The 25804-nt window shown below is 49.7% G+C and carries 25 protein-coding genes; 8 read left to right on the top strand and 17 right to left on the bottom strand.

Annotated features, from left to right (window positions below; translation table 11 throughout):
- Positions 1-5 precede the first annotated feature (5 nt).
- The 6 genes from NYE69_RS04540 to NYE69_RS04515 are packed head-to-tail and all read left to right on the top strand — an operon-like array spanning position 6 to position 6783.
- The gene (locus tag NYE69_RS04540; RefSeq protein ID WP_036627000.1) at positions 6-938 is read left to right on the top strand and encodes a hypothetical protein; all 933 of its coding nucleotides are present in this window, start codon (positions 6-8) and stop codon (positions 936-938) included.
- Complete coding sequence (locus NYE69_RS04535) at positions 910-2058, top strand: acyl-CoA dehydrogenase family protein (RefSeq protein WP_340924429.1); 1149 nt, start codon at positions 910-912, stop codon at positions 2056-2058. The genes NYE69_RS04540 and NYE69_RS04535 overlap by 29 nt, the downstream gene beginning before the upstream one ends.
- Positions 2027-3382, top strand: a complete 1356-nt coding sequence (locus tag NYE69_RS04530) for a dihydroorotase (RefSeq protein ID WP_196427482.1) — start codon at positions 2027-2029, stop codon at positions 3380-3382. Before NYE69_RS04535 ends, NYE69_RS04530 begins: the two co-directional genes overlap by 32 nt.
- Complete coding sequence (locus NYE69_RS04525; RefSeq protein ID WP_213511120.1) at positions 3379-5163, top strand: M3 family oligoendopeptidase; 1785 nt, start codon at positions 3379-3381, stop codon at positions 5161-5163. Before NYE69_RS04530 ends, NYE69_RS04525 begins: the two co-directional genes overlap by 4 nt.
- Positions 5156-6403, top strand: a complete 1248-nt coding sequence (locus NYE69_RS04520) for an MFS transporter (RefSeq protein WP_036627005.1) — start codon at positions 5156-5158, stop codon at positions 6401-6403. Before NYE69_RS04525 ends, NYE69_RS04520 begins: the two co-directional genes overlap by 8 nt.
- Positions 6400-6783: a VOC family protein gene (locus NYE69_RS04515; RefSeq protein WP_155619702.1), complete on the top strand. Its 384-nt coding sequence runs from the start codon at positions 6400-6402 to the stop codon at positions 6781-6783. Before NYE69_RS04520 ends, NYE69_RS04515 begins: the two co-directional genes overlap by 4 nt.
- A 116-nt stretch (positions 6784-6899) precedes the next feature.
- Here NYE69_RS04515 and NYE69_RS04510 read toward each other — a convergent pair whose 3' ends face one another.
- Together NYE69_RS04510 and NYE69_RS04505 are read right to left on the bottom strand one after the other, a co-directional pair.
- Positions 6900-7736 (bottom strand): YitT family protein, encoded by an 837-nt coding sequence (locus NYE69_RS04510; protein ID WP_340924416.1) that lies wholly within the window; start codon positions 7734-7736, stop codon positions 6900-6902.
- A gap of 208 nt (positions 7737-7944) precedes the next feature.
- Positions 7945-8283 (bottom strand): winged helix-turn-helix transcriptional regulator, encoded by a 339-nt coding sequence (locus NYE69_RS04505; RefSeq protein ID WP_124333604.1) that lies wholly within the window; start codon positions 8281-8283, stop codon positions 7945-7947.
- 105 nt (positions 8284-8388) lie between these two features.
- Between NYE69_RS04505 and NYE69_RS04500 the strand changes: the two genes are divergently transcribed.
- Both NYE69_RS04500 and NYE69_RS04495 read left to right on the top strand, forming a co-directional pair.
- Positions 8389-8772 carry a RidA family protein gene (locus NYE69_RS04500; RefSeq protein ID WP_124333605.1) on the top strand — a complete coding sequence of 128 codons (384 nt, stop codon included), beginning with the start codon at positions 8389-8391 and terminating at the stop codon, positions 8770-8772.
- Between the two features lie 322 nt (positions 8773-9094).
- Positions 9095-9499, top strand: coding sequence for a type II toxin-antitoxin system death-on-curing family toxin (locus NYE69_RS04495; protein ID WP_340924407.1), 405 nt, complete (start codon positions 9095-9097; stop codon positions 9497-9499).
- A 245-nt stretch (positions 9500-9744) separates the two neighbouring features.
- On the opposite strand, the gene NYE69_RS04490 is transcribed toward NYE69_RS04495, so the two are convergent.
- The 15 genes from NYE69_RS04490 to NYE69_RS04420 form a co-directional block, all read right to left on the bottom strand.
- Positions 9745-10518, bottom strand: a complete 774-nt coding sequence (locus NYE69_RS04490; RefSeq protein ID WP_340924404.1) for a MurR/RpiR family transcriptional regulator — start codon at positions 10516-10518, stop codon at positions 9745-9747.
- An 18-nt stretch (positions 10519-10536) separates the two neighbouring features.
- Positions 10537-11721 carry a MalY/PatB family protein gene (locus NYE69_RS04485; RefSeq protein WP_340924401.1) on the bottom strand — a complete coding sequence of 395 codons (1185 nt, stop codon included), beginning with the start codon at positions 11719-11721 and terminating at the stop codon, positions 10537-10539.
- A gap of 15 nt (positions 11722-11736) precedes the next feature.
- Complete coding sequence (gene malX / locus NYE69_RS04480; protein WP_340924398.1) at positions 11737-13338, bottom strand: maltose/glucose-specific PTS transporter subunit IIBC; 1602 nt, start codon at positions 13336-13338, stop codon at positions 11737-11739.
- A gap of 119 nt (positions 13339-13457) precedes the next feature.
- Positions 13458-14492, bottom strand: coding sequence for an HD-GYP domain-containing protein (locus NYE69_RS04475; RefSeq protein ID WP_340924395.1), 1035 nt, complete (start codon positions 14490-14492; stop codon positions 13458-13460).
- A 104-nt stretch (positions 14493-14596) separates the two neighbouring features.
- The gene (locus NYE69_RS04470; RefSeq protein WP_340924392.1) at positions 14597-15169 is read right to left on the bottom strand and encodes a hypothetical protein; all 573 of its coding nucleotides are present in this window, start codon (positions 15167-15169) and stop codon (positions 14597-14599) included.
- 312 nt (positions 15170-15481) lie between these two features.
- Positions 15482-16582: a toxic anion resistance protein gene (locus NYE69_RS04465; protein ID WP_340924389.1), complete on the bottom strand. Its 1101-nt coding sequence runs from the start codon at positions 16580-16582 to the stop codon at positions 15482-15484.
- Between the two features lie 20 nt (positions 16583-16602).
- Positions 16603-17310, bottom strand: a complete 708-nt coding sequence (locus NYE69_RS04460; RefSeq protein ID WP_340924386.1) for a hypothetical protein — start codon at positions 17308-17310, stop codon at positions 16603-16605.
- A 79-nt stretch (positions 17311-17389) separates the two neighbouring features.
- Positions 17390-18406: an ATP-grasp domain-containing protein gene (locus NYE69_RS04455; protein WP_316561494.1), complete on the bottom strand. Its 1017-nt coding sequence runs from the start codon at positions 18404-18406 to the stop codon at positions 17390-17392.
- A complete protein-coding gene (locus NYE69_RS04450; protein ID WP_340924381.1) occupies positions 18390-19211 on the bottom strand; it encodes a hypothetical protein in 822 nt (273 codons plus the stop codon). Before NYE69_RS04450 ends, NYE69_RS04455 begins: the two co-directional genes overlap by 17 nt.
- 2 nt (positions 19212-19213) lie before the next feature.
- The gene (locus NYE69_RS04445; protein ID WP_124333616.1) at positions 19214-20347 is read right to left on the bottom strand and encodes a cysteine protease StiP family protein; all 1134 of its coding nucleotides are present in this window, start codon (positions 20345-20347) and stop codon (positions 19214-19216) included.
- A gap of 17 nt (positions 20348-20364) precedes the next feature.
- Positions 20365-21708, bottom strand: a complete 1344-nt coding sequence (locus NYE69_RS04440) for a phosphoribosyltransferase family protein (RefSeq protein ID WP_340924375.1) — start codon at positions 21706-21708, stop codon at positions 20365-20367.
- Positions 21689-22900, bottom strand: a complete 1212-nt coding sequence (locus NYE69_RS04435; RefSeq protein ID WP_340924372.1) for an HpcH/HpaI aldolase/citrate lyase family protein — start codon at positions 22898-22900, stop codon at positions 21689-21691. Before NYE69_RS04435 ends, NYE69_RS04440 begins: the two co-directional genes overlap by 20 nt.
- A 156-nt stretch (positions 22901-23056) precedes the next feature.
- Complete coding sequence (locus NYE69_RS04430; protein WP_316561490.1) at positions 23057-23860, bottom strand: TerC family protein; 804 nt, start codon at positions 23858-23860, stop codon at positions 23057-23059.
- Between the two features lie 22 nt (positions 23861-23882).
- Positions 23883-25172, bottom strand: a complete 1290-nt coding sequence (locus NYE69_RS04425; RefSeq protein WP_340924367.1) for a TerD family protein — start codon at positions 25170-25172, stop codon at positions 23883-23885.
- Positions 25173-25212: 40 nt separating this feature from the next.
- Entirely contained in the window at positions 25213-25794 is a 582-nt protein-coding gene (locus tag NYE69_RS04420; RefSeq protein ID WP_340924364.1) for a TerD family protein, read from the bottom strand.
- Between the last annotated feature and the right edge of the window lie 10 nt (positions 25795-25804).

Raw genomic sequence — 25804 nt, 5'->3', positions numbered from 1 at the left:
AGTCAATGAACGTACAAGTCGCGCTTCTACGAAGCGGTAAATCCAACATTGCGGTTATCGACCAGGATCTGCCCCGGGATTCGGGGAAAGTTACCGAGTTGTTGCAGAATATATACTTAATCACGCTTAAATTAGGCTTTCCTACAACCAAGGTCGTCACGATCGGCAGCTTGTTCCGTAATCGTCAAAGCTTGCAGTTCTATCAGTATATCCCCGGCTCGGGCACTTTCGATGCCGGCGGAAACTGCGGCAATGCGCTTATGGCTGCTTATGTGTATCTATACCAGCTTCATCCTGACAACACGGTGAGCGAAATGCGCTCTTCCCACTCTGACTTCGCTATCCGCATCAAGGAGCTGCAGGCACGGACGAAGCGGGAGTACTCGCTTTGGGCCGAGCTATACGCATGCGGTCCTAAGCCCCGCCAGGTGTTACCGCTTGGGGAAGCACGATGCCTTGTATCATCGGAAAGCCATGCTATTGAAGCCTCCATCGTCGATGCAGGGAATCCGTACATCTGGGTAAAAGCCGAGTCCATTTCACCTAAAGCCCTGAAAGAGTGGGATGAGGTCGAGCTCTTGTCCCTAGCGCGGTTAAGGGCAAGTATTCAGCCCAGGCTGGGCATTGCCAAAGGCTCGGTTTTCCCGAAAATCGCGGCGTTTGCCCGTTTATCGGACGAAAGCGCCGCCCTGCGAATGATATCGGTGGATGACTGGCACCCCTCTTTTGCTCTAACCGGACTGTTGAATTTCGCCGCCGCTCTTTTCACGCCCGACACACTGATCCGGCTGGCTTTCCCGGATACCCGAAGGCTCGCACTATACCTGCCGGACGGCATTCTTGTCCCCGAGTTTGGCGAGACAGCCGTAGTAATGGAACAAAACGTTGAATATATTGGAGGTATAACCGTTGAACTCGATAAAAAGGTCGTGGTTTAAAGAACAGTTGGCACAGATCATAGAGGAAGACATCCGGCCGGAAGCCGCCGCAGTCGATGAACATGCGAGGTTCCCAGTACAAGCGCTCGCAGCGCTAAAACGCGGCGGTTTATTGGGACTGCTCGTCCCCGAACCGTACGGAGGTCTGGGCGGCAGCATTACCGAGTTCACATATGCGGTCGAGCAGATCGCGCGGGCGTGCAGTTCAACTGCCGCCGTCTTCTTCTTCCACGGCCAGTTCGTGCGGAGGCTAGAAGACTTTGGGAACGCTGAACAGCAGGCAAAGTACTTCCCGCGGCTCGCCGATGGTTACCTCGGGGCTTCGTCTTGGAGCGAACTGCAGGCAGGTGCCGGCAAGAACAACCTGAGCACAACCGCCCGTTTACAAGGGTCCCGCCTGCTCATTAACGGAAGCAAGGCATTTTGCACCAGTGCCGGAGAAGCTGATGTCTATTCAGTTCTGGTTAAATTCGAAGGCGAGGACGGGCCGCAAACTTCATTTGTCCTGGTCGAGAAAGAAGACCTCAACGTATCGTTCGGGCAATCGTGGAACGGAATGGGGATTCGCGGTTCATCGACCCGGGAAATCATATGCGCGGAATTGTCGCTTCCCCATGATCGCATCTTGAGCGCTGTTGGCGATGGGCACCGGATTATGGAACAAAACAAAAAAAATGCGATTCATCCAGGCATTATCGGTTTGGGCGTCGCACGTGCAGCTTTAGGCGCCTTCTTGACGGAAATTCAAGAAAGGCCTCAACTGTGGGGCTATAAAAATACACGCATGACCGTAAGCGATATCGCCACCTCTGTCGATGCGCTGGAAGCACTTACCTACCTTGCCGCTAGATCGGCTGATGACAGGAAAGCTCAGTCCGCTTTTCAAGCCATGCAGGCCAAGACGCTTGCCGCACAAGTCTGCGTGGAAGCAGCCGATAAACTGCTTCACTTGGCCGGTGCCCGGGCGTACACCAAGGGACATGCGCTTGAGCGATTATGCAGAGACGCCAAAGCCATCGGTCTTATGGGTCCGACCACCGAGATTGCTAAGGAATATATTGCCCAAATTTTACTGGAGGAGATGCAGAATGACAATCGCCTGCGACCTTGTTTTATTTAATTGCACAGCCTTTGTGCCCGAGCCGCTGCCCGAAGCCTACATCGGCATAAGGAACGGAACCATTGCTTACGTAGGAACTCAGAAACCCGACGGAACCGCAGAAACTGCGTTTATAGATATGCAACGGCGCTTCGTGCTGCCGGGTTTGATTGATTCGCATGTCCACTTCCGCACGCCCGGGCTCGATCATAAGGAAGACTATCGGCATGGCTCCATGGCAGCGCTGGCCGGCGGGGTAACAACTGTTCTGGATATGCCCAATACAAAACCCGAGATCAGTACCCGTGCCGCATTGCAGGAGAAAGAACAAACCGTTCAAAAACTTTCTTACGTGCATTATGGTCACCATTTCCTACTAACCAGGCGCAACCTAGAAGAGATTAAGTGCTTGCAGGCCGGTGACGTCGCTTCGGTTAAAGTTTTTATGGCAGGGCATGAAACGGCAGAACACACGGTTTACGATTACAACTATTTATTAGAAGCGGCCGGTATTCTGGCGGCTAAAGGCATGTTGATGACCGTGCATGCAGAGTATGAGCCCTTGCTCAAGCGGACAGCATCCATGGCTCCCAGCGGATATGAGGAAGACCGCAGGCGGGATGCCGCGATTCGTGCTGTGGAGATGATGATCGGTATCAGTCGGCAGACAGGATGCCAGATTCATATCGTCCATACTTCCACTGAGGAAGAAGCTTCGCTAATTATAGCGGCCAAATCGAAAGGGATTCCGGTCACCTGCGAAGTCATTCCGCCCCACCTTGTCTTTACGAATGAAGATCTGCTCCGCAAAGGATGGGATTTTAAGCTGTCTCCACCACTAAGGACTAGACGGGATGCAGCCTGCCTGTGGGAACATCTCATAACCGGATATATCGATACCATCGGTTCAGACCATGCGCCTCACACAAGAACTGAGAAGAACAGTTCTTCTCCCCCTGCAGGCATGCCTGGCGTTCAAGAGATGGTATCTGTTATTTTTTCCGGTTTCATAGATAGAGGTCTTAATCCTGAGCAAGCTGCCGCCCTGATTGCGAAGTATCTGTCTCAGCGTCCGGCCGAGCTATTTCACATTCCAGGCAAAGGCAGACTAGCCCAGGGCTTCGATGCCGATCTGACCGTGTTGGAACCCTTCGCAACCTTCGTGATGACCGATGAGAAAGCTTTTTCCAAGTGCAAATGGAGTATATATACGGGACAATCTTTACGAGGAGAGGTTCAGATGGTCTTCCTTAACGGCACCGTGGTCTATGCCAACAACGTTATACAAACGGAACAGCCTACAGGCCGCAAAATCACTTTTGAATCGAGGAGATGCACCGTATGAAACAAGCCACCCTTTCTCCCATCGTCTATCATTGGGACCTCTCACCGCTTTATAAAAACCGGGGCGCGTGGTCGGAAGACTTGGCGGAAGTAAAGCAGCTTGCCCAGAAATTACTTCACTTCCGGGGTATCTCTACATTGACCGTTGCAGCGCTCGAATCAGCACTGCAGCTGCAGAGCCGTATTTTTATGCTGCTGGATAAACTGTATATTTATCCGAAGCTCAGGCTCGATCTCGATTATCAGGATGAGGAGGCCCGGCAAATGTGTGATATGGCGAGTCACGCCAGCCGTCGCATTCTAAGCGATATCGCTTTTTTAGCCGATGAACTGCGAAGCTTGGACGAATCCTTATTAACAAAAACATCCGCTGATTCCTTAGCAAACTACCGCCGGCTGCTGCAAGAATTTAAACGCTTCGGGCCTCATATGCTGGATGCAGATCAGGAGGATATCCTAGCCCAGTTGCATCAGATTACGGGACATGTGTATCAAACGTATAGGATATTAAGGGAACAGGAGACCGTCTATCCTGATATCACCGATGCCTCGGGAGAAAATATAGTACTTCTAGACAATAATTACCCCTTGCTAATGGAGCATCCGGACCGCAATGTCAGGAAACAAGCTTATTATGGGGTTATGTCCGCCTTGCATCAAAAGCGCGAAACATTTGCCAGTCTGCTGAAAACCTATGCTCAGCAGCTAAGTCTAAATGCCGGATTTCGCCGGCACGAATCTTCCTTTGCAGCCGCTCTCTTCGAGGAGGAAATACATCCAGAGATTTACGGATATTTAATAAACGCCGTTCACCTGCATCTCAATACCCTTCACCATTACATAAATTTGCGGAAGAAGCTTCTGGGCGTAACACAGCTGGGTTCCTACGACTTGCTTGCACCTTTACCCGCGCAGAGCGAACCGGTTGTCGGGGTACAGGAGGGACTGGCGCTTATCGAAAGTTCCCTTGCACCTTTAGGCGAGGAATATTACGATTATCTTGCCTACCTTATCGGCGTCAATTGCATCGACTTCTATCCGGATTCCCGTAAAACGGACGGAGCCTACACCTGGAATGTTTATGATGTTTATCCCTATATATTGTTGAATTACAATAACAACACAGACAGCCTTTTTGGCCTTGTTCACGAGTTGGGCCATGCCGTCCACTATATGTTCACGAACCGGCACCAGCCATACATTTACGCCGACTGCCCGGTTTTCCTGTCCGAGATTGTGTCAAATGTGAACGAATGTCTGCTCATCCGTCACCTCCTTGAGCATGCTGAGGACAGCTCAAGCCGCTTGTATTATTTGAGCTACTATATAGAAATGTTTAGGAGTACGGTATTCAGACAATCGCTGCTCGCCGAATTCGAGCACTTCATCTACAGCACATTGGACGCGGAGCAGCCGCTGAACGCTTCCTTGTTGTGCGAAACCTACAAATCGCTCACTCGTTCTTATTATGGCGACGGATTGCTGGTTGAAGATCTGCAAGGCTCGGAGTGGATCAGAGCCTCGCATCTCTATAAAAATTTTTATATGTTCAAATATCCCGTCGGTTATCTGATTGCCCTTCAAATCGTCCAGAACATTCATGAGCAAGGCGCTCGTTACGCAGAAAAGTATACACGTATGTTGAAAGCGGGAAACGCTGCGCCTGCAGTTGACTTACTGCGGACCATCGATATCGATGTTGATGACCCGAACCTGTACGGCAGCGGCTTAAGAATATTCGAAAGCTTAATCACAAATCTAGAGGAGGCTTGCTATGCCTAGAAAAAAAAGTCTGCTTAGAGACAACCGCAGCTTTAGAAACTTATGGCTTGCGCAGACCGGAAGCACGATAGGCGACTGGTTCAACCAAGTCGCGCTTGCGCAGACCACCCTGGCGCTCACCAACTCGGCGGCCGGCATGGGGCTTGTACTGCTCTGCCGGTCATTTCCCGGGTTTATTCTGGGCCCCTTGATCAGCCCGCTTGTCGATCATCTTCCCAAAAAGAAGATTATGATCGCAACCGATCTGTTACGGGCGCTGTTTGCTTTAAGCTTCATTGCCGCCATTGCTGCGGATCAGAGTTTCTTCCTCTATGCAGGCGCCTTTCTTCTAGGGTTGAGCGGGGTTATGTTCAATCCTGCCTCGCAAGCTTACTTGCCGCACATTGTCAAACAGGAAGAACTCGCGGAAGCTAACGCCATCAGTTCTACGACTTCCGGCTTTGTAAGTGTAATCAGTACCATACTAGGCGGTATCGTATCAGCTTTAGTCAGCCCTGTGCTCTGTTTTGCCATTAACTCTGCTTCCTATCTATGGTCTGCACTCTGTGTCTCCAAACTGACTTCCACATCCAGCACCCAGTCAGCGCGTAAATCCTTCAGTTATTTCCGCTCGCTATCCGAAGGGTTCAAGGAGGTCAAGCAAAATACCGTCGCCCGCATGATTATCATTATCGGTATCAGTTGGGGACTTGCCGGCGGCGGATATTATATTCTTATTCCACTAATCGGCGATTCATTAATCGGGTTAGAGGGATTCGGGATTGGCTTACTCTATGCCGTCGACGGCCTAGGAGTGATTACAGGCTCACTACTGGTCAAATCCTACATTAAACACCGTATTACAAGAATGAACCTCGCTTATGGCATCGCTTATGTCACGCAAGCGGTCTTTTTTGCCGGAATCGCGTTATCGGCCAATATTTATTGGGCAGCCTTAATGCTGCTTTGCATGCGGGTCAGTTCCGGAATCATCATCCCGCTCGATACATCTCTGATGCAGATGAATACGCCGCCGGATGTCCGAGGCCGCGTATTCGCCCTGCACGGATCCACATACAGCGGTTTCATGCAGCTGTCTTACGTGACCTCCAGCCTGTTGTTCGTCAATATGGGCATCCCGTTCACGGGAGTATTGATCGGTTCCATCTCGTTTCTCTGCGGTCTTTACTGGCTGGTCGGTATGCGCAAACAGCAGACTTCGGGATTATCCACGACGTTAACCAAAGGAGAAAAAGTATGATCGAATGCATAGATCACATTGCCATAAAGGTCTCAAATCTGCTAGCGTCTATTCATTTTTATAGAAAGTTTGGATTCGAGGAAATCGAACGCGTCTACTTCAATCACAGGCAAATCTCCATGTTGGAGCATAAAGAGGGGGGAACACCCAAGATCGAATTGATTCAAACGGATCAAGAGGAGCCCCCAGAAGGTCGCGATTCGCATCATCTTGCCTTCCTGACCCGCGATTTACCGGAAACGATCAGCCACTTGAAGCAGCAAGACATCGTCATTGAGAAGTCAATGATCCGTACGGGCTTTAATGGCACTCGGTTTATCTTTATTTATGGCCCCGATCGCGAGGTCATACAAATCGTCGAATCAACCGCAAATGAGTAAATCCCCTCGCTTCTAGAACTCACTTAACCCGTAATCCTTTAATCGGAAATGCAGTTTCGAATAAAAGGATTACGGGTAATTCGTTAACTCGACGGACAAATTATAAAGTGCTGCCCTCACTTCGAAATATCCAAAAACCCCTCCCCAAACACATCCCGCACATCGTGGATGGTGAGAAACGCGGCTTTGTCGATGGATTTGACAATCTTTTTAAGTGTGGATACCTCTTGCTTGCTGATGACGATGTACAGGACTTCCTTCGGATTTTTTGTATAGTAGCCATGGCCGGACAGCACCGTAACGCCGCGGTCCATTTGGGTAATGACCATTTCGGCGATGTCGTTTTGCTTCTCCGAGATGATCGTAACGGCCTTTTTGGGATTCAGCCCCTCAATCAGGAAGTCCATCACCTTCGTCCCCACATACAAACTGACGATGGTCAGCATCAGCTTCTCCGCCCCGATGATAAAATAGGAGGAAAAGGCCACGATCAAATCGAAAAACAACAGCGCATAGCTGATATTCCAGTCGAGATATTTATTGGCGATCCGGGCTAAAATCACCGTTCCCGCCGTCGTTCCCCCGGCCCGCACGATCAGGCCGATTCCGACCCCCACCAGCACGCCGGCGAAGACCGCATTAATGGTCGGCTCATGCGAATTGATCCTCCAGCTTTCCGTCAAATGCAGAAACAGCGAGTTAAAAGCGATCGCAATCACCGTATACACCGTTGTTTGCCGATCCAGAAATTTGTAGCCGACAATCAGCAGCAGGCCATTGATCACGATATTGACGATGGAAGGCGACCACTGAAACAAGTAGTACAAAATAATGGTGACCCCTGTAACGCCCCCCTCGCCAAACTCATTCGGGATGACAAACAAATTGACGGCCAACGCAAATAAAAAGGCACCCACAATTATAGTAGCGATATCCGCCATTCTCTTTTTCATAACTACTCTGATCCTCTCTCCAGCAATTCTATCCTCACAACCAGATCATCGTATTCCACTTATAGCTATAAAGTCAATATGACTTTTACGCTTTAATTCGCTATCCAATTCACTTAGAAAAGGAATTTTGGCAAAATTTATACCAAAATAAAGAACGGGCGTTGCAGAGGAGAATCCCTGCAAGCCGCCCGTTTTTTTCTTATTCCATTCAATTATTTCGGTTCTTTACCCCCCACTCACATAACTGTTCCAAAACGGGTAACAGAGTCTTCGCTTTCTCTGTGAGACTGTATTCGACTTTAGGGGGAACTTGGGGATACTCTTTGCGGTTCACCATACCGTCCGCTTCCAATTCTTTGAGTTGGGCACTCAATGTTTTATAAGTAATGGCTCCTATCCGTCTTTTCAGATCATTAAAGCGAACCGTTTGGTTTTCTGCAAGGAGGTAAATAATCAGCATTTTCCATTTGCCGCCGATCACGGACAAGGTATAGCCAAAAGGGGTCTCTTGAATATTACCTTTCTCTTTGTAGTCGGCCACACTCATATTTGCACTATCCTTTCTGGTAGTACCTATCAATAAAGTGCGTACTATTTTTTTGTTTGCGTTCATTTTATACTGGCCTTACTTTGAAGTAAAGGAGAGAAAAAAATGGCTAATGTCAAAACCTACAACCACGATCTTTGGGATCACGGCATCTCCCAGGGTTACAGTGTCAACGGCACCATCTACATTTCAGGGCAATTTTCCCACGATACGGAGGGCGCGTTCGTTGGCGTGGGCGATATCGAGGCGCAGACCCGGCAGACGTTGGACAATCTCGATCGCGTGTTGGCGGGATTTGGGGTCACGAAGTCGAACCTCGCTTATGTAGAGCTCTATCTGACCAAGGCGGAAGAGCATTTCGAGCCCGTCATCCGGCTGTTCAAGGAATACATGGGGCAACACCGGCCAGCCGGCAGCCTCATCGGCGTGACCTACCTGGCATCCCCTGAGCAACTGGTCGAAATCCGCGCCGTCGCACACACGGACTAACTCGGCCGCCACATCACTATATTATTCCCTTGAGGGAACAATGATCTGCTTAATCATAAATACACTCACGCACTTAATGTTTGCGAGGGTGTATTTTTATTTTGCAGCAAGTACAAAAAAACACTTAAATTCTTCTGTTTCATGGCTAAGATAAGCTGGACTAAGACTTAATGACGCGGCTGTTTGTCATATCCAGATATGCTTGTATAATTGTTGTAACAGTTGAAGACCTTGCCTGCGGGAATAAGCAGCGAATTTCTCGAAGCACTCTCAGGTGTGATGGAGGAATACGATGAAACCTTGAAAGGCCTGAAGGATCGTTATGACCGTGCGATACCTGTCTGTCCAAGAGGCTATTGCCATTAATGTCGCCATGATACAGAGATATAGTCCCGGGGAAGATGTCGGAGTTAAGGATGGGGGCATGTTGGAGTCTGCGGTATTTCGGCCGCAATTCTCTGCTTTTGACGATGAGGCATCCCCTTCTTTATTTGAGAAAGCCGCAGCGCTGTTTCAATCCCTGGGACAAAATCATCCCTTTCAAAATGCAAACAAACGGACCGCTTTTGCCGCTTTAGCGATCTTTTTGCGGCTGAACGGCTATGCCTTTATCATGGACCAGAACGCGGCTGAGGAATTTACCGTTGACATGGTGAACCATCATTATGAATTTCAGGAACTTGTGCAAGTGATTAAACAACATTGTAAAGAAACCCCACAACGATGAGAAAAATCCCACGAAATGCAAAAGTGCATGCGACTTTTGTCGAACCCCCTCTAAACCGGTGGTTCAAATGTAAAAGTGCAGTTCATTTCCGGTCAAAAACTGCTTTTTTATCGGATAGCCTCAAATGAGATGCACTTTTGCACTTCAGTCGCTCTAAAATGGTAATTTACGAAAAATGAAATGCACTTTTGCAGTTGCCCCCATCTGGCCGTCCTTCTTCCCATGAGAAACGATAAACTCGGCTTTCAGCGCCAAAGCCTATCCTTGAGCGAATGGTTCCCATACTCCAACACCAACAGATCCAAATAAATTTGAAAAGGCGCTCGCGAGCACATGTCGACACCGTTGAAGTAGCAGTGTTCGATGGGGGTGTAGAGGACAAGGTCGGAGAGTTCGGTCAGGCGGTTGGATTTGGTTCCGACCAGGGAAAGAATCGGCGTGCCTTGATGTTTGACGATATGCGCATATTCTAAAATGTTAAGGGTCTCTCCGCTGTAGGAAACAAAAATGGCCAGGTCGTCCTTGCTTAAGTTTTGCGCGGCACATCGTAAATCGTCCCAATCCATTCGGGCCATGTTGCTTTTCCCTAACATCAGCAGCTTTTTGGAGGCGTCCCAGCAGACGGAATAGGAATGGCCGACTCCGAACCACTCGACTTGTCTTGCTTCGGCGAGCATGGAGGCGGCCTGCTTCAATTTATTTTCATCGAGATGATGTAAAACCTCTTGAATATCCTTTTCATAGCGTTTGACATAAGCGGATAAAGAGGCGGAGAGTCCTTCGTTTTTCGCGGGATCCTCATCGCGCAGGTAGAGGTGAAGCTGAAGTTTAAAATCCTGAAACCCTTGGAAGCCCAGCCTTTTACAGGTCCGGCTGATCGTTGCGGTGGAAACAAACATTTCTTTGGCCGCCTCCTCCAATTTCAAGGACACTAACCGTTCCGGGTAACGAATAAAATGGTCTAACACTTGCCTTTCAAGCTGGCTTAAATTTTCCCGTTGCTGGACTAACCTCTTCATAAGGGACTGCATTATTCATCACCTTTTCATATAAAGAACAGAACGTTTCAGACGTTCCAAACCTTCCAGGAGCTTGGATTGCGGACATCCAACATTCATTCGCAGAAAGACACCTCTGTCCTCTCCATACACATCACCGGGCATAATCCCCACTTTACCTGTATGCACAAGCGCATGTTGCAGCTCTTTTTGCGTCTTAAGCAGCCCTGTGCAATCGATCCATGCCAAATAAGTAGATTCCGGGATCGTAAACTGCAGGGTGGGCAGCTCCTTATCGATATATTCCTTGATTATTTTCATATTATTATACAGATAGGAACAAAGCTCATCAACCCAATAGCCGGAGCGCCGATACCCCTCCATGACGGCAATCTCGCCAAAAATATTGGCACTGGATACCCCATCCCGCCCCTTTAGTAACCGCAAAAATCGTTCTCTTATTTCTTCATTAGGAATAATCGCATAAGAGCCGCCCAAACCAGGAGTGTTGAAGGTTTTACTTGCCGATGAGCAGATGAAGATATTTTCCGCATCGTTGGCCACACTGGTCATTGGAAGATAAGTCCGCTGATGGTAGGTGATGTCCATGTGAATATCGTCCGAAATCACTTTAACCCCATACCGCTTGCACAAATCCACGATTCTTGTTAACTCCGGTTTGGTCCAAAGCCGGCCCGTAGGATTATGCGGATTGCACAGTAAAAACACTTTCGCCTTCGGGTCGGACAGCTTGTGCTCCAAGTCGGTAAAATCGATTTCGTAGCTTCCTTCTTTAAGAAGCAGCGGATTGCTCACAAGCTTTCGCTTCATTTCACGAATTAACGGAAAAAACGCGTCGTACGCCGGGGTCTGCATGACAATATGATCCGCTTCCGAGGTTAAAATTTCAATGAGCCTTGCGATCGAATAAATCACGCTTGGACTATATACAATCCAATCCATTTCGATGTTGGCGCCAAAACGCGTCTCGTACCAGTAGGTAATGGAGGATTTATAGTCCGTATGGTTCCACCTCGTATACCCAAATACCCCATGATCCGTGCGTTCCTTAAGGGTTTCCAGAATTTCAGGCGGGCTTTGAAAATCCATGTCGGAAATGGAGAATGGCAATAAATCGTTCACCCCGAATCGATCTTGAATAAAATCCCATTGAGTACAATAGGTCCCCATCCGGCTAACCTTTTGATCAAAATGACTCCGCATGTTATCCCTCTTTACTCATCCGCTGATTTTATATCCTTGCGATTCCATCAGTTTGCCGATCTCTACCCGCACATGGTTGACTTGCGCTCCGATGATCACCTGAAGATTATGGGCATCCAATTTGACAACCCCCAATGCTCCATGCTTTTTTAGCGCTGGTTCATCTATTTTTTCCATGTCATCCACGACTAATCTTAGTCGGGTAATGCAGTTATCCAACGATTGAATATTCGCCGGGCCGCCTAAGGCGCTTAATAATTGCGCCGCTTGACTATTGGAAGCAGCTTTCCCGCGATCTTCAGAGGACCCCGCGATTACCGTTTCAGTATCGTCGTTATCTTCTCTACCCGGTGTTTTCAAATTAAATTTAGTAATTGCAAAGCGGAATACAAAATAATAGACCGCAAACCAAATCAGCCCTACGATCAGCACCAAATACCATTTCGTATCGGTTCCTTGCAGGACTCCAAATACGAGAAAATCCAGGATCCCTCCGTCGGTATTGCCGATTTTCGCGCCGAGCAGGGCCATCACCATAAATCCAAGTCCGGTAAGGACGACATGAATCCCGTAAAGAACAGGGGCAAGGAATAAAAACAAGAACTCGATAGGTTCTGTTATCCCGGTCACAAAAGTAGCGATAACCCCGGAAATGAGCAAGCCTTTGATCTTTTGGCGATTTTCCGCTTTCGCCGTATGATAAATGGCTAAGGCTACAGCCGGCAGACCAAACATAAAGGTCGGCATTTTCCCCTGCGAAAGAAAAGCGGTCGCGGAAGCCGTAATCGGTGAGCCGCTTTTAAGCTCCGCATAGAAAATATTCAGCGCCCCCGAAACGGTCTCCCCATTCACAACCGCCGTCCCGCCCGCTTCCGTAAACCGGATCATCGCCACCAGAATATGATGAAGTCCAAACGGCAGCAGCAATCTTTCCCCTGCTCCAAACAGAAACGGGCCAAACACGCCCGCTCCTTGAATCATGGAGCCGATGCCGTTGATGATCATGGTAAAGAAAGGCCAAATCATCGGAATGATCAGACCAACCATCGATAAAGTTATCGCCGTAATGATCGGGACAAATCTGGGTCCTCCAAAAAAGGCGAAGGCCTGCGGGAGTTTAATATTATGGAAGCGTTGATGGAGAAAATAAACGATCAGTCCGGCAACAATGCCTCCGAGCACGCCCATCTCGAGACTTTGAATCCCAAGCACCATGCCTTGGCCTGCCTGCCTCATGACCTCCGGATTCGCCAATTGATCCGTTTCCGCCAAATAGAAATTGATCGATAAATGCATCACAATATAGCCGATCAGACCGGAAAACGCCGCTACCCCTTTTTCATATCGGGCCAACCCAAGCGGGATCGCCATCGCAAACAGTAAGGGTAAATACGTAAAGGCAAATCCGCCGATGGTAGAAATAAACCGGAGAATCACTTGTATGAGCTGATGATCCAAAAAAGGAAGATTTTCGATCGTTGTCGGACTGGTAAACGAACTGCCGATGCCAAGCAATAACCCCATAAAGGCGAGAAGCGCAACAGGCAGCATAAATGTTTTCCCCAGCCCCTGAAAAAACTCCCATCCCTTAGAAGCTGATCGGACCTTTGTTTTCATCGCTAAACCTCCACCAAAAAATGAACTTATCTACACTCTACGTCTCGAATGCCTATATTAGCAATCGCTTTCACCGTGATTGTAAATGCGTACATTTTTTGTGCGGAGGGTACAATCCCCTAAAAAATCCGCTTGATATGTACTGATAAATCCTTGCTCAAATCGACGTAGCCGTCTTCCGTCCGGATTAAAGGATGCGTCAGGTCGTGGGGATTAAGCATGACGACAATGCCCTTGCGGTCGTCCGTCAGCACCACGGGGCTGCCGATGAGGGAGTGCATCATCTTCTCCACAAACATCTTTGTAATGGAGGGGTCCAGGGGGCCGAAGGCGTCCTTTTCCATCTGATCCAACACTTCATTAAAAGGCGCCGGGTCGCGGTATACCCGCTTGGACGTCATGGCGTGAAAAATGTCCACTACCGCCACAATCCGGCTGAAGAGGTCGATTTTTTCCGCGGTGATGCCCAGCGGATAACCGCTGCCGTCCATGCGTTCATGGTGCTGAAGCGCTACCAATGCTTGCCTGTGATTAACGCCGACCGTATCCTTCAGAATTTCATAACCGAACACCGTATGATTTTTCATGATTGCGAATTCTTCCGCCGTCAAAGCCCCCGGTTTATTTAAAATCTCGTCGGGGATCAGCGTTTTGCCGATATCATGCAGAAATGCCGCGGCGGTTAATTGCAGCAGATCCCGATGATCGAGCCCCATCCAGCCGCCGAGCAGATTGGACATGGTCCCGACCGCGATATTATGGCGGTACGTATAATCATCTTTCGCTTGCAAAGCGGCGAATAAACGGATCAGTTGGGTAGCTTGCGTCATCTCGTGAATCGCGGGAATCACGCTTTTTCGAATTTCCGCCAGAGGTACTTTCTTCGTTTCCCGCACTTCATTAAATATCTCATTTACGTACTGCACCGCAACATCAACGATCTTCGCCTGGGGGGAAGACAAGTCTTCCAGAGCGAAAATCTCCGCGGCCAGATCATCTTCGGTCAAAATAATGCCCCGGTTTTCCAGCGTCGCGAGATGCTCCTGCGTAATGACCATCGATTCGGACAGCAATAGCGCACCGGCTTCGCTAAATATATCTTTATTGACTTTTCGCCCGATAAAATGCAGCGACGTCTCATTGGAATCGCTCAAGCGGTCTCCCTCCTTTTTCCGCATCCTTAATCTTTATATTTTGCCATACGAATCTTTACGATTTCTCGACAAAATCAAAAAGCCAGCTAATAAGCTGGCTCCCATTACCACCGTCTTCTGTCCTCGTTATTGAACCGCGGGCCCAGCAAATCCGAAATTCGCGACTCCGCGTTTTGATATGTACTCACAATATTCTTTATGGTATCAAATTCCTGATCCCCCGGCCCAAGCCCGCTCATAAACATTCTTTCCAGGATCGCGCCGTAGAAATCGATGCGTTCGCGAAGATGATTGCATTCGATGTCGATCACATCTTCGACCGTATTTTCCTCCACGAAGGCCGTAATCTCATCTCTATGATAATCCGGCGCGGCATCCCGGTCCCGGTCATTGATGATCGATATGGGGTCATTAATATTCTGAAGATCGATAGAGCTTCGAATATCCGAAAACGGAATTTGCTGCTTGGCGAGCATCACCTGGAACGGTTTATGCTTGAACAATTCGCTCATCACCAGGTAGCACATCTCCCGGTTGGCGATCAGGATTCCTTCAAAAGGATGCAGAATCCAAGCCCCTTCTTTCATGAACAGGTCGAAGTTAAATGGTTCCCCTCCATATACGTACCTAATAGTATAAGCCGTTGGAGATTGTTGGGAAAAGCTGAAATCCTCCACGCAATAACACACCCCTACACCCAGAATGCACTGATATGGATATCATACCAAAACCCGGCGGGTGCAGTCATCTTTTCCTCAACCGCGGCGGTTCCAGCTTATGAATATCATCGGCTTTATTAAAGCTGGCCGCAACGATCAAGGTTGCCACAAGAATACCGCAAATCCATGCTCCTATCATATTTAAGCCCCTCTATTTTTTCTTCCATACATATGAACTTCAGCGTTCGGATATGACATGAAATGCTATGAAAAGAGGGAAAAAAGGGACGCATCCGCGGAAAGGACACATCCCTTGTACTATCAATGATATTAATCCAATAAGCTGGTGTTCAGCGGGTCGTTCGTTTTCAACTCGCCGCCGGCGTTGTTTCCGGGCATTAACCCGAGACGGTTATGCAGCTTGCTGTTGATGTCGCTTAAGTGTTTCGTTTGCTCTGTAGCCGTCTGAATGATCGTACGGTTCGATTGCTCGTACAAGTCGATGGCGGTAAAGAGATCCGTCATGGCCCGGTCGATCGATTCCATCTGCAGACCAGGTTTTCCGAGCAGATCGTTGGTTTTCTGCGTGGTTTCCTTCAGCATGCGGGAGTTCTCCTCGAACATCGTCTGCAGCGTCGAGTTCGCCGAATTCACGGCCTCGATCGTATCCAGCTGGTCCTGCAGCGCCATCGTAATCATGGCGGATACGGAAAGGAGATGCTGCGTCTTGTCGATCGTGGCTTCCACGGAATCAATCAGCTTGTCATTATTATCGTTAATAATATCCGTACCGGCGATCGCCTGCTGATAGAGCATCACCATTTCTTCAAACGATTGAATCCGCGTGACCACTTTCCGCAGCCCCCGCTCCAGGTAGGTTTTGCGGTTTTCGTTTTCCGGTTTGGCGATTTCCCGCTCGAACAGCTCTTTCAGTTTATGGCCCATCGCGATCCGCATTTGCAGGTTATATACCGACTCCAGCGACGAGCGTTTCAGATTTTTCATGTATACGATATTCTCTTCCAGCGTCTCTTTCCCGTTTCTCAAGGACTGGACGATGGCATCCACATTGGTCTTAACCGATTGATATTTATATATGTAGTTTTTCAGCGGCGTTTTCTTAAGCAGTTTATCAAAAAAGCCAACCTGCTTGCTCTTGCTGAGCGAGTCGATTTCCGACCGGAGCTTGAGAATGTTGTTGGAAACTTCGGACCGTTGCCCCGACATCAGCTCATTGATGGGCCGCTGCAGCATCCCCAGGGATTGGCTGGCCTGCTCCATCGTTTTTTGCCCCATCCGGCCGATGTTGTCCATGAGCGTTTCGAGCTCCATCGAATCGGTGGTGGCCACCTTCTGGATCAGTTGGTTCGCTTCCTGTTCCACTTTCGCAAGATCGGCCTCTTTTAATTGAACCCTTTCTACTGTAGACATGAGAAATGCCCCTCCTCTTATTAGTTGGACCGGTACCGCTGCTGAATCAGATCCACCCGGGTTTGCAGTTCGATAAGGTCTCTATGTTCAATCGTTTCTACATAAGATGACAGCTTGGTGTTGATATCCTTGATCCCGTTAAGCAGGAGCCTTCTGTTCTGGCGTTTGGCCTCCCCGCTTAAGTTCAAGAACGGATTGATGACTCCATTTAAATCTTTGAAAATAAGCCTTTGAATATTGTGATTGATATTCCCGTCATGCAGCGTCTTGAGCTGCGGAATCAGCCGATTGACTCTGGCCAGCAAACTGAGCGTCTTTTCGACAATTTCATCGTCGAGGTTGTTCTTCTGTCCTTCCGAAATAACCATCTCTTCCGTGACTTGAATGTACTCGATAATCGGTCCCCAGAAAGCGTCTTTCTCGATCTCCGGAGCATTCTCCGCAGCCGAACGAGCCTGCTCCTGAGCTGAACCCGGCGCGCCGGGCGTTCCGGATGTGCTTGATGTGCCGGATGCTCCGGATGCTCCGTTATGATTCACCTGCTCGTTGAGCTGGGTTTCCGGCCCTTGCGTCTTTGGTCTTGATAACCGGCTTAGTAAAGCGATAGCGGCGAGAGAGAACAGTGTGGGGATCAGCAAATTCACAAACTCCGGTAAAAACTGGGCCGTAAACAGAGATGCAATGAACCCAAGCAGCGAAATTCCGCCCGCAAGTTTATAACGAGTCATGAACCGGTTCCTCCTTCCCTACCTGATAATAACTGTATCTTAAGTCTTGGGCTCATATCGTGTCAATTCTTGGTGAACTTTAGAACAAGCGCTTGATGACGTATTCTTTCTCAAGATGGGTGGCGTAAATGCCAAATTCAGGAGACGGTGCCTCAAAATCTTCTCCCAGCAGTAATTTAACGGCCAGATAAGGGAAGTTAATCCCCGATAGGCAAGTCGTATATAACCCTCCCGAGGTGCGCGGGTTAATTTCCAGCAGCTTGGGCACATCCCCTTGATAGATAAATTGAATGTTGAAATTGTACTGAAGCGGCAACACGCGGTGAATCTCGTGAGCCATACGGATTAACGTTTCGTTTTGTTCCAGCAGGCGCAGCCGGCCCTCCACCTTCTTCCGGGGTACGGCGGCAACGATCCCTTCCGCAGATCCCAGGCAATCCACGCTGTATTCGCTGCCCTCCAAATACTCCATGACCATCAGAGGCGGAAAGCCGGGTTCGCTCCCCAGCAGCCTGACCGCTTCTTCAATATGAATGGCAGACCCGGCCCACTCATATAAACTTTGAAGCGTGGCAAGCTCGTCCGTGACGATTCTGAACCCGGCTCCCCCCTCTCCGGAGACCGGCTTAAGGCAAACCTTGCAGCCTTTGTCCTTAAGCCGCTTGTATGCCTTTTCAAATTGTTCCAACGTGGTTACGACCTCATAATCGGGAAGATGAAGACCTGGCACGCCGCTTAAAAACTCGAACAGCCGCCCCTTGTCATCCACGATGGACAACATCTCGGCGGAGCCGGCCAGCATGACCTTCGTCCCTATTCTATCAAAGTCATCCCTATGTTTGGCAACTTCGGCCAGGCGATAGTGGGGAATGAAAATGTCAATTTTATGTCTTTCGCAGAAATCCAAACAGTAAGCCGCATACTCGTGAACGGGCACGTCCGGCTCCAGTTCGGCATCGTCGGCCGCCTGAAGCATGATGGAGTGGCGGGAGGGGTGCGTAGCGAATATTCGGAACGGTTTGCTGTCCGGATTGTGGCGGATCATTTCAACATAATGGCTTGCGGCGGAGAATGTCCGATTAAACCATATATTCACGGGTAGATTCCTTCTTTCGAAATACTTCAAGAACCGCTTGCAAAATTTCCTCCGAAGCCGCTATTCCCGATTCTTGAGTAAAATGGTAGTTCCCCGACCCTGCGTACGCGGCATAAAGCTCCCCATGAGCCGGAGCCAGAGCGTAATCCGCGGCCTTCAGCAGACTTTCATCCAGCAGGGAGTCGCCCGAAGCCGCCGCAAACGCCGAGGATAACCTTTCTTTCACATATAACATGGCGCTGCCTTTATTGATTTCCGCGGGGATTAAATACAGCTTTCTCCCTTGGATGGAAAGGCTCCAGCCCAAAGATACGATCTCTTTGCCGAACGAGCGGACCCATTCCGCAGGGATTTTCTCCCGGTCAATAATGACGGTATAAAACAAGCCATCCGCCAAATATTCCCGCAGAACCCAATCGGGGGAAGCGATCTCGCGAAAACGCCGCAGCAGCTCGTCATGGTTCAAATAGTCGTCCTGGAGCCGCCGAATCCTAAGCGCCCAAGCGGGATCGGGCTCGCCGTCGATCAGGATGTTTCCCCCATTGCTCGTGATTGCGTATTTAGGTTTCATATGGGAGGCGATATGAAATATCCGCTTGTATTGTTCAACGGTACGCGTGGTGACCGGGACAAAGGCGGCGAATTGCTGCAACTCCCGCAACAGGGACGATGTCTTTTTCGACATATACGAGATGTATTCGCCGTTGTACAGTTCAACCGGGAGATGCTGCGCCGGGTCTTGCGGCAGTCCCATTGCCCTTTGGGAATAGATCAGGGTCCGATCCAGATCGCTGGCAAAAATCACGCTTATTCACCCGCCTTCAGAGGTTTAATAATGCCGCAGCAGGAATAAGTGAGATCATCGTAAGTTTCCACCGGAACGCCCCGTTCCCCCGCGAGCAGCAAAATATGCTGCAGGCTCGGATTATCCAACCGGTCCACGAGAATTTTCCAGGGAATTCTGCGCAGCAGCACACGCGTCGTTTCCCCCACCCCCGGTTTGACCAGATTAACGTCGTCAATGCCGAAGTCAAGCTGGATTCTCCGGATATCGCTCATCCCTTTCCAGGTCTCCAACCGGCCGGCATTTTCGGACAGAATCGCCGCCGCTTGGCCGCGCGCTTCTTCCGACACTTCATCGAAGCGGGAAGAGATCTGATCGACAAAATAATTCGATAAATCATTAGGCAGCCATTCTCTATAAAATTTGGCTCCGTGGAAATCGTCCGGCCCGATAAGATCCTGCCTCAGCACCGTTCTGCTCATCAGCCCGGACACCGTGGAATTCAAGCAGGCGCTGGGGATCAGGAAATCCTCGCGGGTGCCGAAGGTACTGGAGCAGCAGCCCGGGTCGGCCAAGACGGCGAGATCATCGCTTAAAGCGACTCCGTATTTCAAACGAAAGCTCTCGCAAGCCGCAATAAGCTCTTTGCGAATGGCCCCTTTTCCCGTCCACCCGTCCACGAACTGGATGTCCAGTCCCGGGTGATTTTGCAGCATGTAAAGCACGGCATTTTCGTCTATCCCGCGGCCCCGGATGATCGAAATACTGTAATGAGGCAGCTCTTGATTGTACAGCATTTTAATATAACGCTTGATGAGAATGCCGATGGGGGTGCCCGCCCTGGCCAGCGAAGCCAGAACCGTGTTAAACCCTCTCTTCTTGACGATCAGTTCGGACGTTACGGCAACGGCCAATGCTACTTTGCGCGCGGTCGTGGTTAATGTATCGTGAAACAGCTGAATGTACTCGGGGGAAGGCTGATATTCCACAGGCAGCATTTCCGAATAATGCGTTCCCGACTGGATCGCGCCCTCACGATCTTCGGTTCCTTTCTCCAACGCGATCGCGCTAAGATCCTTCAGCAAGAAAACGACGTCTTCCCGGCTATAGCTTCCGAGCGGAACGGGCGAGGCAACGGTTTTATTAAAAAGAGTCATGTCTAACGCCTCCCATTCTAGTTAAAGTGTACAAAATGGAGTGCAGGCACCCCTGTTGATTTCAAAGCATTTGCGTATGATTCCAGGCCGGCTTGATGCGAACGCTCGACAAACACGAAAATTTCATTATATTGCCCTTCGCTAATGTTATAGAAGAAATAACCGATCTCCGCGTCATCGGGATAATCAAAAGAATACGCGTTTTTAATACCATAAGTGGCGTTGTCAAACGGATGAATGGGGCTTCGCGTGCTTGATTGATAATAAACCTCGTCCCCCATTTCCGCGGCGATCCTCATGGGTATGTACATAAACTCTCCCGTTCCCATGCACAGCGTTTTGCCGCCCGCTCTTTTGCTTTTTAATAACGCCGCCGTTTGGGAGATCATTTGGTCCAGCTTTTCATTATCCGTACCCTTGAGGCCAAAGCGGCCCGTAAACGCAAGGTAAGGTTTGGTATTTACTTCCCCCGCGGAATTCACCGACGAGAACGGAACATGACTGAAAAATCCCCCGGCCTCGTAATGATAGATTTGCGGCTCCTTGGAAGGCTTGGACATCGCGCTTTCGCCGCGGCGCTCCAGGCCTGGCGCAGTGCCTCCGACTTTGATCTGCCCCCGGACCAGCGATAGACAGTCGATCGTGACCTTAAGCTCGGCTTCCGTTTCCTTAAAGCGGGCGATATCCTCGCCCGACCTCCAATCCAACAGGCTGGCTAAGACATAACGGCTTCGCGGATGCTTTTGGTGAAGGTCTCTGATGATGTTGATAGCGGTTTTGCCTGTCGTTATTTCATCATCCACAAGAACTACCGGCTCGTCCCCGCGGAAAAAATCAACCTCGGACGGGTAGCAACGATGCGCGGTGGCGTGCGAATGCTCTTCTTCAAAGGTCAGCGCCGGCCCCGATTCGACCAGGGCGTCCCGGGTCGTGTGAATATATTTGGCCGGGCCGGTAAAGGCATCGTACATGCTGTGCCCCAGCGCGGTTGCGGTTTCCGCAAACCCGATAAACAAAGCGGGCTCCGGGATCGGCAGCAAATTCGCTTTGACCCGTCTATAGATGGCCGCCGCTTCCTGCGGATTCACGATCCCCCGCACAATTTCCGCCATATCGCCGGTGATTTCTCCACCGTAGTGTTTCTGGTACAGGTAAGCCAATGCCGCACCGCTAAGCAGCGAAACTTCGGGCACCACCGGAATGTGTTTGCCCAGCACTTTGCTGACAAACAGAAAGCTTCGTTTCTTATTGATTCGTGCCGCCATCTGAAAGAGAGCTTCCAGCGGCAGCTGAAACGGATTATCCAGGATTTCAATCTCGACTTCCAAATCCCCTAAAATCTTATATAAGCGCCTGTTCAATGCCTTTGGTTCCGACGAGCAGTGAAGTATAGCTTTGGTTTTCACGTAACACCCCATAGATTTGAGATCGTAAAATAATGCGTTTCGCCCAAGTTAAATGCGGCTTGATTTCATTCATTTTGTTTTCGTATTGGCTCTTAAGCACGCCCGTGATGCCGTTGCTGTTGGCGATAATAGACGTTGCATCCATGTATTCTTCATGGGTAACCACATACATCGCCTGAACCGGATGAATGTGAGAAGGATGGATGATGGTTTTGCCGAGGATTCCGTTTTCCTTGTCCAATTCCGTTTCCCGGATCAGCCCGTCGACATAACCGTTGATATAATCCATGCGCAGGATCCGTCCCTGCCTGCCGGCCGCCTCCTCAAAAGGAGTCTGCCTGAGCAGCGGCTTAAGCACGCGGTTGCTCTTAAAATACTCCCACACCGGCCCCGAAATCACATACGGGTTTGCGGCCCGTCCAAAGACGTTGATGATATCGGCGATACAGTCGCGGATCACGCCGATATCGTAAATCGTCATATCCGGATTTCTCCGCAGGCCAAACAGGCTTGAGAAATCGGTCGCGCCAATCCGCACGTTCAAAACGTGGTCTTTATGGCCGTCAAGCAGACGCCGAATCCCCAGCAGCGTATCCAAGCGCGACTCCCGGTAAATGACATCCGCAGTTTCCAGAATCGGCATCCCATAAAGCATGGGGGCCTGCGAACGTTTGGTACGGTTGTATTCCTCGATCAATTCAAGAAACTGCTGTCCGTTCTCCAAAGAAAACTTGGGCAGGGCAAATCCCGAGATCACTTCGATGGAATTCTCCAGCAGGGCGATGATTCGCTTCATTTGTGCCGGAGTACGAACCCGGACGAAAATTAAAGGAATCTCTTCGTCCGCGATTTGCTCTTGCTGCTTTAATTGGAAGACGCGGTTCAATTGCTGGCAAAGATTTTTCTCGGCCGCTTCGACCTGGGCATCGCCTACCGCGTCTTCCAGGTCGATAATCGCCGTGACCAGTCCGCGGATTTTCCCGGAAACCAGTTCATCCGCTATTCTCGGACGTATGGCGGGCATATAAAGAGCGGCCCCAACGGCGTGGGCAAGGACCTCCCGGCTTGATTTATTCGTAAACGGCTGGGGTTTCAGATAAAAGATCTCGGCGTCCTGCTCGCTTTTTAAATAGCTGAAGTAGTGCATTCCGTTCCCCTCCTTCAGTAACCAAATCATCTACTATCGGGAAATAGATTCTAATCTATGAATTTTCGCATGAGTAAAAAATATCCCCCCCTATAATTTAAGGAGGGATATATGTTATACGGCCCTAATTCGGTAAGGGATTCATCTTTTGTGTGTTTACATGGACTGAGGTTTCGATTCTTCCGATTTCGATTTCTTGCGAATGGAGCTGATGATGATCGTACCCGCCAATACGGCGATCAAAAGACCAAAGAACATAAAGTGGCTCATATGGAATCCGAACACGGCGGCCAGCATTTTGGCGCCGATAATAATGATCAGAATGAATGCCGCCCGTTCAAGCTCAGGGAACCGGTCGATAAGTTTCAGGAATACCTGCGCCACTCCCCGCATCATAAGCACGCCGAGAATACCGCCGAGGAAGAGAACCCATACCTGATCGCTTACGCCAAACGCGGCAATTACGGAATCCACGCTGAAGGCAATGTCCATTAACTCTACGGTAAGAACCGTACGCCAGAATCCGTAAGCTTTGCCTTCGATTTCATCCTCTTCGTCGTTTTTCTTGCCGATGTAAGGAATAACCGGCACTTTGCCCGCGCGAATCCACTTCACTTCCAAATCGAACAGATTGCTGAAGGCGATCCATAAGAGGTACAAACCGCCCAAGATTTTAACCCATGTAATTTTGACGAGGAACGTACCTACGCCAATCGCCAGAAAGCGGAAAATGTAGGCCCCGATAATACCATAGAACAAGGCCTTTCTTTGCTGCTCTTTGGGCAAGTGCTTGACAAGGACTGCCAGAACAAGCGCATTGTCGGCGGACAGCAGGCCCTCAAGGAGAACCAGGGAAGCGATAATGCCCCAGGTTACCGGATCGGACAATAGAGAAGCCAGGTTGTTCCAGTCAAAAAATGACATAAAATTGTCTACAAAACTATTGATGAATTCGGACATTACCTAAAATTCCCCCAAAATGTTATTTAGAGCCTTCCGTCCATCGCAGTCCCCAATTAAAGGCGCGGTCGAGTTCCAAATGACCCGAGAAATATTCGACGATTCTTTCAATGCTGAAGGTCTGGTTGTTCACATTGCGGATCATGGCGATGGCGCACATCCCTTTGCGGTTGTTATGCTCGTCCAAGCGCACGACAATGTCGGGCCCGCCCTGCTGCTTGATGGTCACGACGCCGTCGGCTTCCGACCAATTGGTTACGCCTTCGTAAATGTAAGCGAAAACCAGCACTTTTTCGATCTCAGAGACGTAGCGGCCGTTGATTCTCAAGTTTTCGCCGGTTGCGACGTTGCCGGTTCGATCATCTCCGTCGAGAGCGATGTACGGGAGACGATTGAGGGAGCCGAAGCTTTCGCCAAGCGCTTGAATTACGCTTTTTCTCCCATCCTTCAACTCAAATAAACAACCCAGGTCGAGATCGACGCCTTTGCTCCCGAAGAACCCTTTTTGCTTCCTTTGGTTCCAGTTCAAGTTGACCAGGATTTCGCCGAGATCTCCCGATTTCTTCTCCAGGTTGATGACGTCGCCGCGTTTCTTCAGCTCAATTTTAGACAAAGAAAGCGGCTTGGCCGGAGACGGAGACGGTCCGGGCGCCGGAGCGGGAGACGGTGTTGCCGGCGTTGGCGCTGGCGTTGGCGCTGGCGCTGGCGTTGGAGCGGGCGACGGCTGGGCTGAGGTCGATTCTTTCACCTCAATGCCGAAGCTGCCGCACAGAGCGGCCAATCCTCCCGAATAGCCGGAGCCTATGGCGTTAAATTTCCACTCGCCGTTGTATCTGTACAATTCACCCACGATGATTGCCGTTTCCACGGTGAAGGATTTTCCGATGTTATAACGGATAATTTCGAGTCCGTTCGCCGGATCGACGATACGAATGTAGGTATCATCAAGCTGGGAGAAGTTTTGTCCTCTTTTTTCCCCGTCATAGATGGTTAGTGCAAAAGAAATTCGATCGTAGTGCGGCGGCACGTTCCTAAGCGACACGGCTAACTGCGCTTGATCCGCCACTCCGGAATAGGCTTGCTTGTTATTCGACAGCACGGAGATCGACTGATTGGGGCCGGTGGGATTCCCGTAGAAGATCAAATCTTCATCTTTCGTTACTTTCGCGTTCTGCGCCAATAAAAAAGCTGAAAAGTCCACCTCTAAGGAACTGTTGGCATTACGCCAGCCCATCCCCACGATGATATTATTCAGATTTGGGTTATTTTTCGTCAGGTCTGCCTTTTGGCCTTTAATCAAGGAGATCGTCACGAATTTACCAACCTTTCATATATGAAGATAAAGGAAGCTGTTATTGTGCATCCAAACCGTAGTTTCTGCATAAAGCCGCAAGGCCCCCGTTGAAGCCGGAGCCTATGGCCTGGAACTTCCACTCTTCTCCGTGACGGTACAGCTCGCAAACCACAACCGCGGTTTCCAGAGAGAAGTCTTCGCCAAGATCGTAACGGGCGATCTCCCGATCGGTCTCCGCGTCTACAACCCGAACGAAAGCGTTGGAAATATGTCCGAAATTTTGATTACGCGCCACTGCGTCATGAATGGTTACGGAAATACCGACACGATGAATATGCGGAGGAACCAGCGAGAAATCGATGATAATCTGTTCATCATCCCCCTCGCCCTCTCCTGTCCGGTTATCTCCGGTATGTATGACAGAGCCGTTTGGAGTTTTGGGATTGTTGTAGAACACAAAATCCTCGATCCCCTTTGCCTTGCCGTCCGCATGAAGCAGAAACGCGGAGGCGTCCAGGTCATAATCTTGTCCGGAGCTGTATTTATTGATATCCCATCCTAAACCGATGAGCGCTTTTTTTAGTCCTGGGTTCGTTTTCGTCAAATCAATACGCTGGCCTTTTGACAGGCTGATGGTCATCCGGATCCCT

This window comes from Paenibacillus sp. FSL R5-0527 (assembly GCF_038008055.1).
In the GTDB taxonomy this organism is placed as follows: Bacteria; Bacillota; Bacilli; order Paenibacillales; family Paenibacillaceae; genus Fontibacillus; species Fontibacillus macerans.
Note: the sequence above shows the minus strand (reverse complement) of the source record. Positions and strands in the feature narration are given on the sequence as shown.

What these genes read in the sequence shown, in the direction of transcription:
- NYE69_RS04540 (WP_036627000.1), top strand. Translation starts at nt 6, where the DNA reads ATGAACGTACAAGTCGCGCTTCTACGAAGCGGTAAATCCAACATTGCG.
- NYE69_RS04530 (WP_196427482.1), top strand. Translation starts at nt 2,027, where the DNA reads ATGACAATCGCCTGCGACCTTGTTTTATTTAATTGCACAGCCTTTGTG.
- NYE69_RS04525 (WP_213511120.1), top strand. Translation starts at nt 3,379, where the DNA reads ATGAAACAAGCCACCCTTTCTCCCATCGTCTATCATTGGGACCTCTCA.
- NYE69_RS04520 (WP_036627005.1), top strand. Translation starts at nt 5,156, where the DNA reads ATGCCTAGAAAAAAAAGTCTGCTTAGAGACAACCGCAGCTTTAGAAAC.
- NYE69_RS04515 (WP_155619702.1), top strand. Translation starts at nt 6,400, where the DNA reads ATGATCGAATGCATAGATCACATTGCCATAAAGGTCTCAAATCTGCTA.
- NYE69_RS04510 (WP_340924416.1), bottom strand. Translation starts at nt 7,736, where the DNA reads ATGAAAAAGAGAATGGCGGATATCGCTACTATAATTGTGGGTGCCTTT.
- NYE69_RS04505 (WP_124333604.1), bottom strand. Translation starts at nt 8,283, where the DNA reads ATGAGTGTGGCCGACTACAAAGAGAAAGGTAATATTCAAGAGACCCCT.
- NYE69_RS04500 (WP_124333605.1), top strand. Translation starts at nt 8,389, where the DNA reads ATGGCTAATGTCAAAACCTACAACCACGATCTTTGGGATCACGGCATC.
- NYE69_RS04495 (WP_340924407.1), top strand. Translation starts at nt 9,095, where the DNA reads ATGACCGTGCGATACCTGTCTGTCCAAGAGGCTATTGCCATTAATGTC.
- NYE69_RS04490 (WP_340924404.1), bottom strand. Translation starts at nt 10,518, where the DNA reads ATGAAGAGGTTAGTCCAGCAACGGGAAAATTTAAGCCAGCTTGAAAGG.
- NYE69_RS04485 (WP_340924401.1), bottom strand. Translation starts at nt 11,721, where the DNA reads ATGCGGAGTCATTTTGATCAAAAGGTTAGCCGGATGGGGACCTATTGT.
- malX (WP_340924398.1), bottom strand. Translation starts at nt 13,338, where the DNA reads ATGAAAACAAAGGTCCGATCAGCTTCTAAGGGATGGGAGTTTTTTCAG.
- NYE69_RS04465 (WP_340924389.1), bottom strand. Translation starts at nt 16,582, where the DNA reads ATGTCTACAGTAGAAAGGGTTCAATTAAAAGAGGCCGATCTTGCGAAA.
- NYE69_RS04460 (WP_340924386.1), bottom strand. Translation starts at nt 17,310, where the DNA reads ATGACTCGTTATAAACTTGCGGGCGGAATTTCGCTGCTTGGGTTCATT.
- NYE69_RS04445 (WP_124333616.1), bottom strand. Translation starts at nt 20,347, where the DNA reads ATGACTCTTTTTAATAAAACCGTTGCCTCGCCCGTTCCGCTCGGAAGC.
- NYE69_RS04435 (WP_340924372.1), bottom strand. Translation starts at nt 22,900, where the DNA reads ATGCACTACTTCAGCTATTTAAAAAGCGAGCAGGACGCCGAGATCTTT.
- NYE69_RS04430 (WP_316561490.1), bottom strand. Translation starts at nt 23,860, where the DNA reads ATGTCCGAATTCATCAATAGTTTTGTAGACAATTTTATGTCATTTTTT.
- NYE69_RS04420 (WP_340924364.1), bottom strand. Translation starts at nt 25,794, where the DNA reads ATGACCATCAGCCTGTCAAAAGGCCAGCGTATTGATTTGACGAAAACG.